Source organism: Rhodobium orientis (assembly GCF_003258835.1).
Taxonomy (GTDB): Bacteria; Pseudomonadota; Alphaproteobacteria; order Rhizobiales; family Rhodobiaceae; genus Rhodobium; species Rhodobium orientis.
In genome coordinates this window covers 18,734-34,418 of the sequence record NZ_NPEV01000031.1, presented here as the reverse complement: position 1 = coordinate 34,418, position 15,685 = coordinate 18,734, and the positions used below count along the sequence as shown (strand labels likewise).

15 protein-coding genes are annotated in these 15,685 nt (G+C 64.2%); all 15 read left to right on the top strand.

Going from position 1 to position 15,685, the window contains the following annotated elements; all coding sequences use genetic code 11:
- Positions 1 to 189: 189 nt before the first annotated feature.
- The 15 genes from CH339_RS14430 (at position 190) to CH339_RS14360 (ending at position 15,640) form a co-directional block, all read left to right on the top strand.
- Entirely contained in the window at positions 190 to 1,143 is a 954-nt protein-coding gene (locus tag CH339_RS14430) for an ArdC family protein (protein ID WP_111435064.1), read from the top strand.
- Positions 1,140 to 1,982 (top strand): alpha/beta fold hydrolase, encoded by an 843-nt coding sequence (locus tag CH339_RS14425; RefSeq protein ID WP_244669066.1) that lies wholly within the window; start codon positions 1,140 to 1,142, stop codon positions 1,980 to 1,982. Before CH339_RS14430 ends, CH339_RS14425 begins: the two co-directional genes overlap by 4 nt.
- A 279-nt stretch (positions 1,983 to 2,261) precedes the next feature.
- The gene (locus CH339_RS14420) at positions 2,262 to 4,370 is read left to right on the top strand and encodes a ParB/RepB/Spo0J family partition protein (RefSeq protein WP_111435062.1); all 2,109 of its coding nucleotides are present in this window, start codon (positions 2,262 to 2,264) and stop codon (positions 4,368 to 4,370) included.
- Between the two features lie 101 nt (positions 4,371 to 4,471).
- Complete coding sequence (locus CH339_RS14415) at positions 4,472 to 4,693, top strand: hypothetical protein (RefSeq protein WP_111435061.1); 222 nt, start codon at positions 4,472 to 4,474, stop codon at positions 4,691 to 4,693.
- 69 nt (positions 4,694 to 4,762) lie between these two features.
- A complete protein-coding gene (locus CH339_RS14410; RefSeq protein WP_111435060.1) occupies positions 4,763 to 5,173 on the top strand; it encodes a hypothetical protein in 411 nt (136 codons plus the stop codon).
- On the top strand, positions 5,170 to 5,388 hold the full coding sequence (locus CH339_RS14405; RefSeq protein ID WP_111435059.1) for a DUF6117 family protein: 219 nt from the start codon (positions 5,170 to 5,172) through the stop codon (positions 5,386 to 5,388). Before CH339_RS14410 ends, CH339_RS14405 begins: the two co-directional genes overlap by 4 nt.
- A gap of 94 nt (positions 5,389 to 5,482) precedes the next feature.
- Positions 5,483 to 9,778: a strawberry notch family protein gene (locus CH339_RS14400; protein WP_201240954.1), complete on the top strand. Its 4,296-nt coding sequence runs from the start codon at positions 5,483 to 5,485 to the stop codon at positions 9,776 to 9,778.
- Positions 9,778 to 10,842, top strand: a complete 1,065-nt coding sequence (locus CH339_RS14395; RefSeq protein WP_111435057.1) for a DUF7146 domain-containing protein — start codon at positions 9,778 to 9,780, stop codon at positions 10,840 to 10,842. Before CH339_RS14400 ends, CH339_RS14395 begins: the two co-directional genes overlap by 1 nt.
- A gap of 327 nt (positions 10,843 to 11,169) precedes the next feature.
- A complete protein-coding gene (locus CH339_RS14390; RefSeq protein WP_111435056.1) occupies positions 11,170 to 12,090 on the top strand; it encodes a DUF2493 domain-containing protein in 921 nt (306 codons plus the stop codon).
- A 121-nt stretch (positions 12,091 to 12,211) separates the two neighbouring features.
- Complete coding sequence (locus tag CH339_RS14385) at positions 12,212 to 12,748, top strand: dihydrofolate reductase family protein (protein WP_111435055.1); 537 nt, start codon at positions 12,212 to 12,214, stop codon at positions 12,746 to 12,748.
- On the top strand, positions 12,745 to 13,308 hold the full coding sequence (locus tag CH339_RS14380; RefSeq protein ID WP_111435054.1) for a TetR/AcrR family transcriptional regulator: 564 nt from the start codon (positions 12,745 to 12,747) through the stop codon (positions 13,306 to 13,308). The genes CH339_RS14385 and CH339_RS14380 overlap by 4 nt, the downstream gene beginning before the upstream one ends.
- Before the next feature lie 158 nt (positions 13,309 to 13,466).
- Positions 13,467 to 13,904 carry a hypothetical protein gene (locus CH339_RS14375; protein ID WP_111435053.1) on the top strand — a complete coding sequence of 146 codons (438 nt, stop codon included), beginning with the start codon at positions 13,467 to 13,469 and terminating at the stop codon, positions 13,902 to 13,904.
- A 581-nt stretch (positions 13,905 to 14,485) separates the two neighbouring features.
- Positions 14,486 to 14,806 (top strand): DUF736 domain-containing protein, encoded by a 321-nt coding sequence (locus CH339_RS14370; RefSeq protein ID WP_111435052.1) that lies wholly within the window; start codon positions 14,486 to 14,488, stop codon positions 14,804 to 14,806.
- A 184-nt stretch (positions 14,807 to 14,990) separates the two neighbouring features.
- Entirely contained in the window at positions 14,991 to 15,251 is a 261-nt protein-coding gene (locus CH339_RS14365) for a helix-turn-helix domain-containing protein (RefSeq protein WP_044406454.1), read from the top strand.
- A gap of 20 nt (positions 15,252 to 15,271) precedes the next feature.
- Complete coding sequence (locus CH339_RS14360) at positions 15,272 to 15,640, top strand: DNA -binding domain-containing protein (protein WP_420825910.1); 369 nt, start codon at positions 15,272 to 15,274, stop codon at positions 15,638 to 15,640.
- Positions 15,641 to 15,685: the final 45 nt, after the last annotated feature.

Below are 15,685 nucleotides of genomic sequence, written 5' to 3'. Positions count from 1 at the left end.
TGTTCTTCTGATGAAAATCTTGGGAGGGGAAAGCCTTCCCCTGCGGCCGAGCCTGTAGTCTCGGCCGACCCCTTCGAGCGGGGGATTCCCCCGCAACGCCCCCTTTTGAGAGTGAGAGTGCGGACGGGTTTGCCGTGACGGGATGAGGACCGGAGGAGAGGCCTCCGGCGCCCGTCGCGGAGACCCGCGATGTCCAGACACAACCGCAAATCCGGCGCCCGGCGCGACCGGACCAATCTTTACTCCGAAATCACCGACAAGATCATCACTGAACTGGAGGCGGGCCGCGTGCCCTGGGTCCAGCCCTGGGGAACGGCGGCGGCGAAAGCGCCCCTTGGCCTTCCGAAGAACGCCTCCACCGATCGTCAGTATTCGGGCATCAACGTCCTGCTGCTGTGGGGCGCCGTGATCGAACGCGGCTTTTCCGGCCAGAGCTGGCTGACCTTCCGCCAGGCGCTGTCGCTCGGCGGAAACGTCCGCAAGGGCGAGCGTGGCACCACCGTCGTCTATGCCGACCGCTTCGTGCCGGAGGACGAGAAACGCCGTGCGCGCGAGACCGGCGAGGACGCCCAGGCGATCCCGTTCCTCAAGCGTTTCACCGTCTTCAACACCGACCAGTGTGAGAATCTGCCGGAGGATGTGGCGACCGCCGCGCCACCAGTGCCGACCGGCCTGATCGAACCGCGCGTCGAGGCGCTGATCGCAGCGACGGGCATCGACTTCCGCATCGGCGGCAACCGGGCCTTCTACGTGCCGGCCCATGACTATGTGCAGGTGCCGCCGCCGCAGGCCTATTTCGAGCCCATCAATTGGCACCGCACCGCGCTGCACGAAATGGGCCACGCGACAGGCCATGCCTCGCGTCTGGGGCGGGATTTCTCGGGCTCGTTCGGCTCAAAGAAATACGCCTTCGAGGAGCTCATCGCCGAGATCAACGCCGCCTTCTGCTGTGCCTCACTCGGCATCGCCCCGACCGTTCGGCACGCCGATTACATAGCCTCCTGGCTCGACGTGCTGCGCGAGGACAATCGCGCCATCGTCCGCGCCGCCAGCCAGGCGGGCAAGGCCGCCGACTGGCTTCTGGCCTTCACGCCAGAAGATGCGAAATCAATCAATGGGATTCCCGAGGCGCTGACGATATGATTCAATGGCAACTACACCATCGCCGCGCACCCGCTTGTTCGACCAATGTAAAGCCAACAACAATGACAACATATGCTCCCAAGCGAACGACCGGCCCCGGGCAAACCATCCAACTCAACCAACTCGATATCCACTACGAGGAATACGGAACCGGGCAACCGCTTGTTCTATTGCACGGGTTCGGCGGATGCAGCCAGAATTGGCATCCCTTCATCGACCAACTCTCCGAGCGCTATCGCTTGATCCTCGTCGATCTGCGCGGCCATGGTTACTCCACCAATCCAGATAACAGGTTCACACATCGGGACGCGGCCGAGGACGTGTTCCTCCTGCTCGACGAACTTGGAATTGAATCCTTTTCGGCAATGGGCATCAGTTCTGGCGGAATGACGCTCCTGCACATGGCGACAAGCAAGCCTGATCGCATCGACTCGATGGTGCTTATCAGCACGACCACCCATTTTCCGGACCAGGCCAGGGCCATAATGCGCCGCGCTTCGATTGGCACTCTGCCTCGTGACGTTCAGGAAATGTATCGCGAGTGCGCCAAGCGCGGCGACGAACAGATCCGCCAACTCCTCTCTCAATTCAACGCGCTGGCCGAAAATGATGATGATATGAATTTCACGAAAGAGAGCTTGTCGACCATCACAGCGCGCACGCTCATCGTGCACGGTGATCGCGACAACTTCTTCCCGGTTGAAATTCCGCTCGACCTTTATCGTTCGATACCGAATTCCGAGTTATGGATTATTCCTGGCAGCGACCACTCTGCCATTTTCGATGCCGCGACTCCCTTCGCCTCTACGGCGTTGCGGTTTCTTGATCGGCCGCACTGAATACCGAAGCTCATCTTGGACCGACTGATCAACCTGTTGAACACTGGTTTGACCAATGATGGTGGGCCAGTTCGCGCGCCGAGCTAGGCGAGGATCGGTTGGTCCCGCCGACAACCCACTGCAAGAAACGGGCACGCAACTGGATCCCGGCCAGAGTCATCGGAATACTCGGCGGTTCCGGCATTGGCGAGAAGGAGAGTGAGAGGGCTGCGCCCTGTTTCCGTGACGGGTTGGAAGCCGAGAGAGAGGCTCTCGGCGCCCGTCGCGGAGTAAATCACCATGGCGACAGCAGCCAAGAAGATCACCCTCAGCGCCTCGCGCGACATCCCCTTCAACAAGCTCGTCCTCTCCCAGTCCAACGTCCGGCGCATCAAGGCCGGCGTCTCGATCGAGGAGCTGGCCGAGGACATTGCCCGTCGCGGCCTCCTGCAGAACCTCAACGTCCGTCCGGTCGTGGACGACGACGGCAAGGAGACCGGTATGTTCGAGGTCCCGGCCGGCGGCCGCCGGTTCCGGGCGCTCGAACTTCTCGCCAAGAAGAAGCGGTTGGCCCGAACCGCACCGGTGCCCTGCAACGTGCGCGAGGCGGACAGCGACATCTCGGCCGAGGAAGACTCGCTCGCCGAAAACGTCCAGCGCGCTGCACTGCATCCCCTCGACCAGTTCCGTGCGTTCCAGACGTTCCGAGACCAGGGCATGAGCGAGGAAGACATCGCCGCGCGGTTCTTCGTCTCGGTCAACACCGTCAAGCAGCGCCTCAAGCTCGCTTCGGTGTCAGAAAAGCTCCTCGACCTTTATGCGGAGGACGCCATGACGCTCGATCAACTCATGGCGTTCACGGTTTCCACCGACCATGCCCGCCAGGAACAGGTCTGGGAGGCCATCGCGCATAGCTGGTCGAAGGAACCCTATCAGATCCGCCGCATGCTGACGGAGAACATCGTGCGGGCGTCGGACCGGCGCGTGCGCTTCGTGACGGTGGAAGCCTATGAAGAGGCAGGCGGCGCCGTCCTGCGCGACCTCTTCCAGGACGATGACGGGGGCTGGATCGAGGACGTGGCCCTGCTCGAACGGCTGGTCGGCGAGAAGCTCACTTGCGAGGCGGAGACCATCGCCGAGGAGGGCTGGAAATGGATCTCGGTCGCGGCCGATTTCCCCTATGGCCACACCAACGGCTTGCGGGCGCTCACCGGCACGCCGGTCGATCTAACCGACGAGGAGCGGGCCGCACGCGAAGCCCTGCGCGAGGAGTTCGACCGTCTGGAGACCGAATATGCCGAGGCCGACGAACTGCCTGACGAGGTGGATGAACGGCTCGGCGAGATCGAGGTGGCGCTCGACGCGTTCGAGGATCGCCCGAAGCAGTACGATTCTGGCGAGATCGGCCGCGCCGGCGCATTCGTCAGCATCCGCCACGATGGTCAGCTTTCCGTCGAGCGTGGCTATGTTCGCCCCGAGGACGAAGTGGCCGAGGGCGACGATGACGCGGGAAGCGATGGCGATGCGGCAGTCGGTTCCGGCGCTGTGCAACGCACCATCATCTCCGTGGGCGGCGAACCCGAGCCGCAGGACGAGGAGGATGATGCGATCAAGCCGCTGCCCGAGCGGCTGGTGATCGAATTGACGGCGCATCGGTCCCTGGCGCTGCGCGACGCTCTGGCTGACAACACTTCCGTCGCGGTGACCGCGCTGATCCACAAGCTGGTGCGCGACGCCTTCCAGCACGTCTCGACACCGGGATGCCTGGAGGCGTCGGTCCGGCAGGTCTATTTCCCCGTCCAGGGTGATGATCTGAAAGACAGTGCCGCCGCCAAGACCGTCTACGACCGGCACGAGGCCTGGAAGGCCGACCTGCCCCTTGAAGACGACGAGGCGCTCTGGGCCAAGATCGACGGTCTCGACGATGCGAGCCGCATGGCGCTTCTCGCCCATTGCGTCTCCTTCGGCGTCAATGCGCTCTACGAGAAGGCCAATCCCTATGGTGCGGGGCCGACAGCACGCGGCATTAAGCAGCGCATCCACGAGGCGGACCGGCTCGCCCGCGCCGTCGGGCTCGACATGGTCGAAACCGGATGGAGGCCAACGGTCGCGAACTATTTCGGCCGGGTGACCAAGCCCCGTATTCTCGAAGCGGTGCGCGAAGCCAAGGGCGAGGAAACCGCGCAGCTCATCGACCATCTGAAGAAGCCGGACATGGCCAAGGAGGCGGAACGGCTGCTCGCCGATAGCGGCTGGTTGCCCGAACCGCTGCGTCTCCCCGCCGTCGACGACGGCACCGCCTCGGATTCCGAGGGGGACGGCGCCGAAGCTCTGCCGGCCTTCCTCTCCGACGAGGACGACGGCGCGGAAGAGCCGGTCGACGAACCGCAAACCGTGGCTGCCGAATAGCCGCTCAGGCGGGGCGTCCAGAGCCGCCCCGCACCGCACACCATCATTCCCAACCCGGCCCGGTCACCGCACCGGGCCTTTTTGTTTCAGGAGGCGCTTTCATGAATAGCGAACACGCTCATCCCACACGCCGCGTCGTTTTCCAGTTCCTCGTGCCCGTCCATGTCGAGGTCGAGGACGGCGTCGTCAGCGCCGTCACGGTGATCGACGAAACCCCCGTACGCGATCCCACCCTTGTCGATGGCGATCCAGCCTATCTCAACGAGGCCATTAGGCACGCCGACGACGGCCAGGCCTGGCCGTCGTGGCGATTCGGCTACTAGCCGCTCACCCCCAAATCCGCAATTCGAGCCCGGTCACCGCACCGGGCCTTTTCGTTTCAGGAGCCCGACATGGCTGACTATTTCACGCACTTCTCTTGCGTCCTCGACGTCAGAACACCCGAGAACGCCGCACGCGCGCTCGACCTCTACAACCGTCTGTCCGACGAAAACGCCTCGGAAGACCCACCATCAGAGGGGTTTGATCTCTCCATCGTGCCCGAGCATGGCGGCACCTGCCTCTGGATACGCGATGATGTCACCGGCGATCCGGAACATGTCATCCAGTTCGTCAAACGCTGCGCCACAGCGTTCTCACTGACCGGACGGTGGGGCTTCCAATACGCCAATACCTGTTCGCGGCCCCGTATCGATGCGTTCGGCGGCGGCGCGCATGTCCTCGACCTTGCCACCGGCGAGACGGTGGCGTGGACCTATACCGGCGAATGGCTCGCCGACACGCTTGCGGGAGGCCGGTCATGAGCATTCCCGACCATGCCCGCGCCAATTTCGAGACGCTGTTGCGCGCGGCCGCCGATGGCAATCTCGCCCTGCTCGAATGCGCCGACGCCGAGACCGGGGCGGTGCGCTATGTGATCTGCGCGGTCGGCCGAGACGGCGGCGAGTTCCTCATCACGCCTTTCGGTCATCTCGCCGATGGCAATCCATACGAGGTCTATCGGCCGCCCGAACCATGAGAGGGAGAGGGTTGCCGGGACGGGTTTGAGCCGGTGCGGTCCAGAGAGAGCGCCGCCCGGCTTGCCCCGTTCCCGCTCTCCCGAGGTTCTCCCCATGACAGAGATCGTTCCCGCGGCGGCGCTCGCCCGCGCCGCCCGTCAACTCCTTCCGCTTCTTGAACACGGTCAGCGCATCGACGCGCCCGCGCTCCGCATCGCGATGGATACTGCCTTCGGCGGCTCCGATACCGATGGCGCCTGGGATTGGAAGACCGCCTATGACGTTTGCGAAGGCGCCGCCGTCCTGTTTCTGCGCAAATACGGAAAGACGCTTCTGCGCAAAGCCGGCTCTCCGGCCGGCGCGTTGCCACTGCTCGACAGGATCGCAGGCCTTCAGCCCTCGCACACCCGCCGCTCCGAAGAGAGCGAAGCCTTCCAGCAATTCTCGACGCCGATCCCCCTGGGCTTCGCCGCGGCGACGGCCGCCGCGATCACCGTGGACGATATCGTGCTGGAACCCTCCGCCGGTACCGGCCTGCTCGCCATTCTCGCCGAGATCGCCGGAGGCCGGCTCTACCTCAACGAGTTGGCCGAGACACGCGGCGCGTTTCTTTCGTCTCTCTTTCCGGCTCTTTCGATCACGCGCTTCGATGCTGCGCAAATCGACGACTATTTGGACGCCGGTGCCGTTCCCAGCGTCGTGCTGATGAACCCGCCATTCTCGGTGATGGCAAACGTGTCGGGCCGAATGGCCGACGCCGCCTATCGCCATGTCGCCTCGGCGCTGGCGCGCCTGGCGCCAGGCGGACGCCTCGTTGCCATCACCGGCGCCAGTTTCGCGCTCGAGACCCCGAGATGGCGGGATGCTTTCGCGCGCCTGCAGGAACATGGGCGCGTGGTCTTCAGCGCTGCGATCGAGGGCAAGGTCTATGCGCGCCATGGCACCACCATCGACACGCGGCTGACGGTGATCGACAAGATCGCGGCCGACGATCCCACCGCCTTTCCGCCATCGCGGGGCATCGCGCCTGATGTCGCGACGCTGTTCGGCTGGATCGAGGCGGACATGCCACCCCGCGCACCGGTTTCCTTGCCGGCGATCTCCGGACAGCAGGTCACCCCGCCGCGCTCTGCCTCAGCCACGCGCAGCAGTTCGTGCGGTTCCAAGCCCGCACCCCCCGTTAGCGAACAGACCAGTGAAGAGCTCAGCTACGAGACGGTCGACTGGACCCCGCCGCAGGGCGGACGCCTCACCGATGCGATCTACGAGGAATACGCGCTTCAGTCGATCCGTATTCCCGGCTCTCAGGTGCATCCCACCAGGCTCGTTCAGTCCGCCGCCATGGCCTCGGTCGCGCCGCCGAAACCGGACTATCGCCCGCATCTGCCGGCAGAGCTCGTGGCCGACGGCACTCTCTCCGACGCCCAGCTCGAAAGCGTGATCTATGCCGGCGAAGCCCATGCCCAGCATCTCGCCGGATCCTGGATCGTCGATGAGACCTGCGATGTGGTCACTGCCGCGGCGGAGGACGCCGCCGACGCTGTCCGTTTCCGGCGTGGCTGGTTCCTCGGTGACGGCACCGGCGCGGGCAAGGGCCGACAGGTCGCCGGCATCCTGCTCGACAACTGGCTCAACGGTCGTCGCCGCGCCGTCTGGGTGTCCAAATCCGACAAGCTGCTCGAGGACGCGCAGCGCGACTGGTCCGCGCTCGGCCAGGAACGACTCCTCGTCACGCCGCTGTCGCGTTTTCGCCAGGGCACGCCCATTCGTCTGCCGCAGGGCATCCTATTCACCACCTATGCCACGCTGCGCTCCGACGAGCGCGGATCGAAGGTTTCGCGCGTCCGGCAGATCGTCGATTGGTTGGGAGAAGACTTCGATGGAGTGATCATTTTCGACGAAAGCCACGCCATGCAGAACGCCGCCGGATCGAAGGGCGAACGCGGCGATCAGGCCGCCTCGCAACAGGGCCGCGCCGGGCTGCGCCTGCAGCACGCGCTTCCCGATGCGCGTGTCGTCTATGTCTCCGCGACCGGCGCCACCACGGTCCACAATCTCGCCTATGCCCAGCGGCTCGGCTTGTGGGGCGGTGAGGATTTCCCCTTCGCCACACGCGCCGAGTTCGTCGAGGCGATCGAGGATGGCGGGGTCGCCGCCATGGAGGTGCTGGCGCGTGACCTGAAGGCGCTCGGCCTCTACCAGGCTCGTTCGCTCTCCTATGAAGGGGTCGAATACGAGCTGATCGAGCACCAGCTCACCGACGAGCAGCGGCGCATCTACGACGCCTATGCCGGCGCCTTCGCGATCATTCACAACAATCTCGACGCCGCCATGCAGGCGACCAACGTCACCGGCAGCGAGGGTACGCTCAACCGGCAGGCCAAGTCCGCCGCCCGCTCGGCTTTCGAGAACGCCAAGCAGCGCTTCTTCAATCACCTTATCACGGCGATGAAGACGCCGTCGCTGATCCGCGCCATCGATGCCGATCTCGAAGCCGGCCACGCCACCGTCATCCAGATCGTCTCCACGGGCGAGGCGCTGATGGAACGACGCCTGGCCGAGATCCCGACCGAAGACTGGAACGACGTCCAGGTCGACATCACGCCGCGCGAATATGTGCTCGACTACCTGGCTCACTCCTTCCCGGTGCAGCTCTACGAGCCCTTCACCGATTCCGAGGGCAATCTATGCTCGCGCCCGGTGACCCGCGACGGCCAACCGGTCGAAAGCCGCGAGGCCGTCGCCCGACGTGACCGGTTGATCGAGAAGCTTGCTTCGCTGCCGCCGGTTCCCGGCGCGCTCGATCAGATCATCCAGCGCTTCGGCACCGACACGGTGGCCGAGGTCACGGGTCGCTCGCGCCGCATCGTCCGCAAGCCCGGTGCCGGCGTCACCGCTGATCGCCTCGCCGTCGAGGGCCGCGCGATTTCGGCAAATCTCGCCGAAACCCAGGCCTTCATGGATGACGTCAAGCGCATCCTCATCTTCTCGGACGCCGGGGGCACCGGGCGCTCCTATCATGCCGACCTATCGGCGAAGAACCAGCGCCTGCGCATCCACTATCTGCTGGAGCCGGGCTGGAAGGCCGATGCGGCGATCCAGGGCCTGGGGCGCACCAACCGCACCAATCAGGCGCAACCGCCGCTGTTCCGGCCGGTCGCCACGGATGTGAAGGCGGAAAAGCGCTTCCTCTCCACCATCGCCCGCCGCCTCGACACGCTCGGGGCGATCACGCGCGGCCAGCGCCAGACCGGCGGCCAGGGCCTGTTCCGCGCCGAGGACAATCTCGAAAGCGCCTATGCGCGCGACGCGCTGCGCCGGCTCTATCTGATGATCGTCGGCGGCAAGGTCGAAGGTTGCCCGCTCCAGACCTTCGAGACGTCAACCGGCCTGAAGTTGATGGACGATACCGGCATCAAGGACGAGTTGCCGCCGATCACCACCTTCCTCAACAGGCTCCTGGCGCTCACCATCGATCTGCAGAACATTTTGTTCGCGCATTTCGAGCAGATCCTCACCGCCCGGATCGAGGGCGCCATTGCCAGCGGCACCTATGATGTCGGCCTGGAAACGCTGAGGGGCGAGCAGTTCACCGTCACCGACCGGCAGGTGATCCACACCCATCCCGCGACCAGCGCGGAGACCACGCTGCTCACCATCGCGCAGCGGGAGCGCAACCACCCGGTCACGCTGGACGAGGCGCTCGACCATCTTACCGATCCGCGTGCCGCCCTGCTGGTCAACGAGCGATCGGGCCGGGCCGCGGTGCGTGTCCCGACCACCAGCGTGATCGACGACGACGGTGTCGTCGAACGCCGCGTGCGCCTGATCCGGCCGATGGAATCCACCAAGGTGCCCGCAGCAATGATGGGCGACACGCACTGGGTCGAAACCGACCGCGATACCTTTGCGCGCATCTGGGACGCCGAAGTGGCGGTGGTCCCGGAGTTTACCGACAGCACCGTCCACATCGTATCCGGACTGTTGCTGCCGATCTGGAAGCGCCTGCCCAATGAATCGACGCGGGTCTACCGGCTCCAGACCGACGATGGCGAGCGCATCATCGGCCGAAAGGTTTCACCGGCCTGGGCCGCGAACGCAGCGACCACGGGCACCGCCAGCCTTTCGGCGGACGACGCCTTCACCGCGCTGACCGGGGGCCGCACGATCCTCGACCTCGCCGAGGGGCTTCAGCTTCGCCGCGCCCGCGTCATGGGCGCGAACCGAATCGAGCTCACCGGGTTCACCGACACGATGCGCGACCGCCTCAAGGCCTATGGTCTCTTCGGCGAGATCATCTCATGGAAGTACCGGCTGTTCGTCCCGACCGACGCGTCCGGCGCTGCGGTCCTCGCCAGGCTGCTGGAGCGGTTTCCGGTCGAGCGCATCGCCGAGCGGGAGGCTGCCTGATGACCCGCGATGCTTCAGACCTCGCACATCGTCTCGGCCGGCAGGCCGAGGCCGTGTGCCGCGAATATCTCTCCAGCGGGCGGCGCGAGGGCCGCTACTGGATGGTGGGTGACGTCCGCAACACAAAAGGGCGCTCAATGTTCGTGCGCCTGACCGGCCCCGAGTCCGGCAAGGGAGCCGCAGGGAAATGGACCGACGCGGCGACGGGTGAACATGGCGACTTGCTGGACGTCATCCGCAAGAGCTGCGGTTTGACCGAGTTCAGGGACGTCGCCGACGAGGCCCGGCGGTTTCTCAGCCTGCCGCATCCCGAACCGGAGCCGGCATCATCGTCTAGACGGACGTCGCCCGCACCAACGGGTTCACCACTGGCGGCCAAACGTCTGTTCTCGATGGCGCGGCCGATTATGGGCACACTGGCGGAATCGTATTTCCGTAAACGCGGCATTACGGCTTTGCACGGAACCGCGTCGCTGCGGTTCCATCCGCGCTGCTATTACCGGCCCGATGAGCATAGCCCGACAGAGACGTGGCCGGCGCTGATCGGATCGGTGACCGATCTCGACGGACACCAGGCCGGCGCTCACCGGACCTGGCTCGATCCCGGCGGCTTCAGTGAGGCGACACTCGGCAAGGCCCCGATCGAGACGCCGCGACGAGCAATGGGCGACCTGCTCGGCCATGCGGTGCGCTTCGGCGTGGCGGGCGAGGTCATGGCGGCGGGCGAAGGCATCGAGACCATGCTGTCGCTGCGATGCATATTGCCCGAAATGCCCATGGCCGCCGCGCTCTCCGCAGCTCATCTTGCCGCCATCCTGTTCCCCGACACGCTGCGTCGACTCTACATCGTCCGCGACGACGATCCGGCGGGCGACGGCGCGCGGGACACGCTCGTCGAACGAGCCGATGCGCTCGGCATCGAAGCGCTGCCGCTTTCGCCGATGCTGGGCGATTTCAACGAGGATCTGCGCCTTCGTGGTCTCGACGCCTTCCGGGCCTCGATCCGGGTCCAACTCGCCCCGCAGGATGTCGCCAGGTTCATGGAGACCGTTCTGTCCGCCTGAACGGGGCAGCGGTGCGGGCTATGGCGGTGACGTCGGAGCCTTCGTCAACGGCTCCCCATGGATGTCGGAGAGGGCCGCGCCCCGGCCTTCCTGAGAGGGCGACCGGACAGCAGGCGCCCCGGTCCGGCAATGGCTGCGGCCAACGATTTTCCGGCGCGGCCTGACGGCCGCTTTCCATCGCGAAACAAAATCGCCGGCCTTCGCCATCCTCCGCTGCCGCTTCGGTCCTTGCGCTGCCGCTCCAGGATGCAGGCCCGATCCGCCCGCCGTCTTTCGGCGCCATGAAGGCCGCGGCGGGCGCGGCCAACCGACAAAGGAAGCCACCCGATGACACGCGACGACGACACCTTCGAACCCCATCACGAATCCTCGCCGACCGAGCACGCGCTGAACGAACTAGAACTCCACGGCTACCGTCACGACGGGCACGGTCCGGACCCTCGTCTCGTCCCGGAGGACAATGTCATCGCCGGCGCCATCTCTGACGTCTTCGACGCCCTGATCGCCACCATGGCGGATACCGCCCTCGATGGCGAACTCGACGACCTCCTCTGGTCGACGGTCAATATGTTCCATCGCGCCGCCGACCGGCTGGAACGCAAGCTCGACGACAACGAACAGGCGCAGAAGCGCGGGCAGCGCGAACAGGATGGTTCCGAAATAAAAGCCGTCGAACTCGAACGGCTCATCGAGACCGGACAAGGCCTCATCGAGCGCCGCGACAGCCTGGAGGTCTTCCGCGATAGCGCCGCCGAGCATTATCTTCGCACCACCGGATCGCCCTGGTCGCCGCGCACCGGCTCGCAGGTGAATCACCGCGCGCTGACATCGGCGATGATCGACAGCCGGGACTTCATCGCCGAGCGCAAACGCGCCAACCGCGAGGTGCTCCTGCCCGCTGGTCCGAAGGTCGCCATCTCCGGCGGCGCCGACTTCAACGATCACAAGCTGATCTGGGACAAGCTCGACCAGGTGCATGCAAAGCACCCGGACATGGTGCTGATGCATGGCAAGTCCCCGAAAGGCGCCGAGAAGATCGCCGCCCGCTGGGCCGATCACCGCAACGTCACCCAGATCGGCTTCGCACCAGACTGGACGAAGCACGGTCGCGCAGCACCCTTCAAGCGCAATGACCAAATGCTCGATGTCCTTCCGATCGGGGTCATGGTGTTCCCTGGCACCGGCATTCAGGAGAACCTCGCCGACAAGGCCAGGAGGCTCGGCATTCCGGTCTGGCGGTTCGAATGAACCGCCACGCCCCACACGACAATGTTCGCGTCCACATCAGTCGGTTTCACCGACGCGGCACGTTGACCCGCCGAGGTCCGAGGCGTATGTAATTATACGTCGTATAAATAAGGAGAACGAGATGATCACCGGGCACGTTTTCATCGCAACCAGTCTGGACGGATTCATCGCCCGCAAGGACGGCGACATAGGTTGGTTGTTGGAGCGCGACGATCCAGCGGAGGATCATGGATATGACGCCTTCATCGAGAAGGTCGACATTATATTGATGGGTCGCGGTACGTTCGAAAAAATGCGCGATGAACGCCCGTGGTTCTACACACGCCCGGTACTTGTCCTCTCGGCGTCGCTGAAAGACCAGGACATACCGGCAGACCTTGCCGGCAAGGTGCGAATCTCAAACAAATCGCCTGAACAAACAATGGAGATGCTCGAAGCGGAGGGACATCGGCGCGTCTATGTCGATGGTGGAAAGGTCATCCAGTCGTTCCTGCGCGCGGGGCTAATCGCCGACCTGACCATCACGCAGGTCCCGGTACTGCTTGGCGAGGGGCGCAGTCTTTTCGGCGCGACATCCTCGGACATACCGCTCGCGCACCAGGACACGAAAAGCTTCGCCTCCGGTCTCGTCCAGTCACGCTACCGGATCGCCACATGACTCGTCCGCGAGGACGTCCGCATCGGGACAAGGCACCTGCCTCGCGCGATCAGATTCTGACGGCCGCGCTCGAACTATTGGATACCGGCGGCATCGAGGCCTTCACAATGCGGGCGCTTGCGGATCGCCTTCAGGTCAATCCGATGACCATCTACCATCATTTCGGGGATCGCGACGGGTTAATCGACGCCTTGTCTGAACACGTCTACGCTGAAGTGACCGCGCCAGCTTCGGGTACGTTTCACGACCGGATACGATCGCTTTTGAATGCCTATCATGACCGGGTGATAAGCCACCCTGGTCTTACATTGCTCATCTTCAGGCAGCCCGCAGTCTTTCCCCGGCAGGCACAGCGGATAACCGATGACATTGACCAGCTCCTAGTTGAAGCGGGATTGCCGTCGGAACGATCCCGTCGTTGGCTGAATATTCTCGTCGATTTCACCCACGGCGCGGCGATCGCAGCCGCGATGGGTGATAGGTCAAACTCCGCCGTCTCGGACGCAAAGGACGACTACGACAAAACGCTCACGGAGTTGCTCAAAGGAGTTGAGACCTGACCGCGACAGAGCGCGCCGGCGGAGCGCCCCATGCCGTTGCATGATTGGTGCCGTTACGCCAATTCGAGGCTCGTCGACGAGTGTGCTATACTGCTGAATTGCGCCGTGGTGGCGGTGGAGGCGCAACCGTGCGAACCTCATCTTACGGAGATGCCACCATGATTATTGCAATTCTAGGATCCATCACTGCAATTGCAGTCCTCTGCTGGTTGCTGTTCACGCTCGCCATCTACGCTTTGCCGGCGCTCGGCGGCGTGGCGGCAGGAATGTGGGCCTATCAGACCGGCGCGGGCCTGCCGGGCAGCGTCCTTGTCGGACTTGTCTGCGCGGGCCTCGTGTTCGGCCTTGCCCAGTTCCTCATTCTGTTCGCCCGGCCAATGTGGTTGAAACTCGCCGTAGCGCTCGCTTTCGTCGCACCTGCCGCCGTTGCAGGCTTTCACGCCACCCACGGCATCGTCAAACATCTCATGCCGTCGGAGACCTGGCAGACCGTCTTCTCCGTGATCGGCGCGGCGGCGGTCGGCATCACGGCGTTCGTGCGCGTGACCTCAATGGCCCCGCCCGGGCCTACCGGACAGACGCCTGCCAGCATCTGAATGCCATTGCAGGCGAAGCCGGGACAGGGGCTGAGGTCTTGTACCGCGTCCGTATCGAAGGCTGAGCGAGGCGTAGACGCGGTGCCGAACGCATCGATGCTTTCGATGGTGGGTCACCTCCTCGGACGGCATGGCGCGTGCAGTCCCGATTCGCTTAGCCAGACATGCGTGGGGGTGGGCTGTAGGTTCGTGTCCGGCGGTGCGGCTGGATACGGAGCGGAATGGCTTGCTGGGCCGAAGACGATTTCCGTGCCTTCGCCGGACTTAAATTGGGGTGTTCGGTATTGCCATCCTCTCCTTGAACTATCCCTGTGAGTCGACCGCTCCAAACGGCCTCTTCAATGGGCTGATCTGGCCGAAGGCCGGCTGCGCCTCGATCGCCTATGGCGCAATGGCGCCCGTCAGGTTTCTTCCCCTGCCGGCTGGGCCGTCATTCCTCGCGAGGCAAGAAACCCGCCGGATCGCCATCCTCCGCTGAAGCTGCGGTCGCGAGCGATGCGCCGTCGATCGCCTCCGGCCCCTCCGATCGCCATCGAGGCCGCATGGTGCGGGCTCGAAACCAGTGATCAAGGAGAACTACCATGGCAACCATCGGCACCTTCAAGAAGTCCGGCAACGAATTCACCGGCGAAATCGTCACCCTCAACGTGCAGGCCAAGAACGTCCGCATCGTCCCCGAAACCAACCAGGCCAGTGAGAACGCCCCCAGCCACCGCGTCCTGGTCGGCCGCGCCGAGATCGGGGCCGCCTGGTCCAAGCAGTCGAACGAGGGCCGCGACTATCTCGGCCTCAAGCTCGACGATCCGAGCTTCACCTCTCCGATCTACGCCAACCTCTTCGACGACGAGGACGGCGGTTACAGCCTCATCTGGTCCCGTCCCACCCGCCGCAACGGCGAGTGAAGCAAGATAGGTTCCCGCCCGGCAGGCCCGGGCGGGACCTATTCTTGTGCCGACCGAATCAGATGCGCCGTCAACGGCCGATTGCCCGATTCAAAACGGTTCTTCTGCTTTCAAATTTCCCAAAGACGACTATTATAGTCGTTTTAGTGGCGTGAATGCCGAGGTCTGTAGGAGGTGATCATGCATGATCACCGCCCGACAGGCACGGGCCGCGCGCGCATTGCTCGGTTGGACACAAGAGATGCTCGCAGAGAAGGCCCTGGTTTCGCTGACCGCGCTCAAGCGCCTCGAGTCCGTCAACGGACTCAAGGTGCATGAGAGCACATGCGACCAGATTCGCCGGGCGCTGGAAGCAGCTGGCATCGTCTTCCTGTCCTCTGACCGAGGCGAAGGAGTGATGATTGTCGATGCCGCGAGACCTAACAAGCCAGAAGCGCTGGCCTGACGACGGAGGTGTCAGGCGCAATGCGCCACACCTTTCGCAGCGATTTTTCGGCGCGCCTCTACAAATTTCGGCAAATTGCGTTAACCATACGCAACGAGGCCTCGCGCCAAGAGACTGGGGAACAGATGGGGCAAGCTGACTTTCTGGACGAGCCGCCGCACAGCGAGCACCTGACCGAATACGATCGTGCGCATTTTGCGACCTATCTTCGCTTGCTCGATGCGGAGGCCGACGCCGCGCATTGGGCTGAAGCTGTCCGCATCATCTTTGGTCTCGATCCCGAACAACAACCCGATCGTGCTCAGCATGTTCACCAGACGCATCTCGCCCGCGCGCACTGGATGACTGAGAACGGCTACCGCGATCTCCTTCGATCCGCCTATCACTGACAGGTGATGCCCAACACGCATCTCTGTATGCCGGTTGCCCGGCTA

Excerpts from the sequence above, each read along its gene's own strand:
- CH339_RS14430 (WP_111435064.1), top strand. The coding sequence starts at position 190 with ATGTCCAGACACAACCGCAAATCCGGCGCCCGGCGCGACCGGACCAAT.
- CH339_RS14425 (WP_244669066.1), top strand. The coding sequence starts at position 1,140 with ATGATTCAATGGCAACTACACCATCGCCGCGCACCCGCTTGTTCGACC.
- CH339_RS14420 (WP_111435062.1), top strand. The coding sequence starts at position 2,262 with ATGGCGACAGCAGCCAAGAAGATCACCCTCAGCGCCTCGCGCGACATC.
- CH339_RS14415 (WP_111435061.1), top strand. The coding sequence starts at position 4,472 with ATGAATAGCGAACACGCTCATCCCACACGCCGCGTCGTTTTCCAGTTC.
- CH339_RS14410 (WP_111435060.1), top strand. The coding sequence starts at position 4,763 with ATGGCTGACTATTTCACGCACTTCTCTTGCGTCCTCGACGTCAGAACA.
- CH339_RS14405 (WP_111435059.1), top strand. The coding sequence starts at position 5,170 with ATGAGCATTCCCGACCATGCCCGCGCCAATTTCGAGACGCTGTTGCGC.
- CH339_RS14400 (WP_201240954.1), top strand. The coding sequence starts at position 5,483 with ATGACAGAGATCGTTCCCGCGGCGGCGCTCGCCCGCGCCGCCCGTCAA.
- CH339_RS14395 (WP_111435057.1), top strand. The coding sequence starts at position 9,778 with ATGACCCGCGATGCTTCAGACCTCGCACATCGTCTCGGCCGGCAGGCC.
- CH339_RS14390 (WP_111435056.1), top strand. The coding sequence starts at position 11,170 with ATGACACGCGACGACGACACCTTCGAACCCCATCACGAATCCTCGCCG.
- CH339_RS14385 (WP_111435055.1), top strand. The coding sequence starts at position 12,212 with ATGATCACCGGGCACGTTTTCATCGCAACCAGTCTGGACGGATTCATC.
- CH339_RS14380 (WP_111435054.1), top strand. The coding sequence starts at position 12,745 with ATGACTCGTCCGCGAGGACGTCCGCATCGGGACAAGGCACCTGCCTCG.
- CH339_RS14375 (WP_111435053.1), top strand. The coding sequence starts at position 13,467 with ATGATTATTGCAATTCTAGGATCCATCACTGCAATTGCAGTCCTCTGC.
- CH339_RS14370 (WP_111435052.1), top strand. The coding sequence starts at position 14,486 with ATGGCAACCATCGGCACCTTCAAGAAGTCCGGCAACGAATTCACCGGC.
- CH339_RS14365 (WP_044406454.1), top strand. The coding sequence starts at position 14,991 with ATGATCACCGCCCGACAGGCACGGGCCGCGCGCGCATTGCTCGGTTGG.
- CH339_RS14360 (WP_420825910.1), top strand. The coding sequence starts at position 15,272 with ATGCGCCACACCTTTCGCAGCGATTTTTCGGCGCGCCTCTACAAATTT.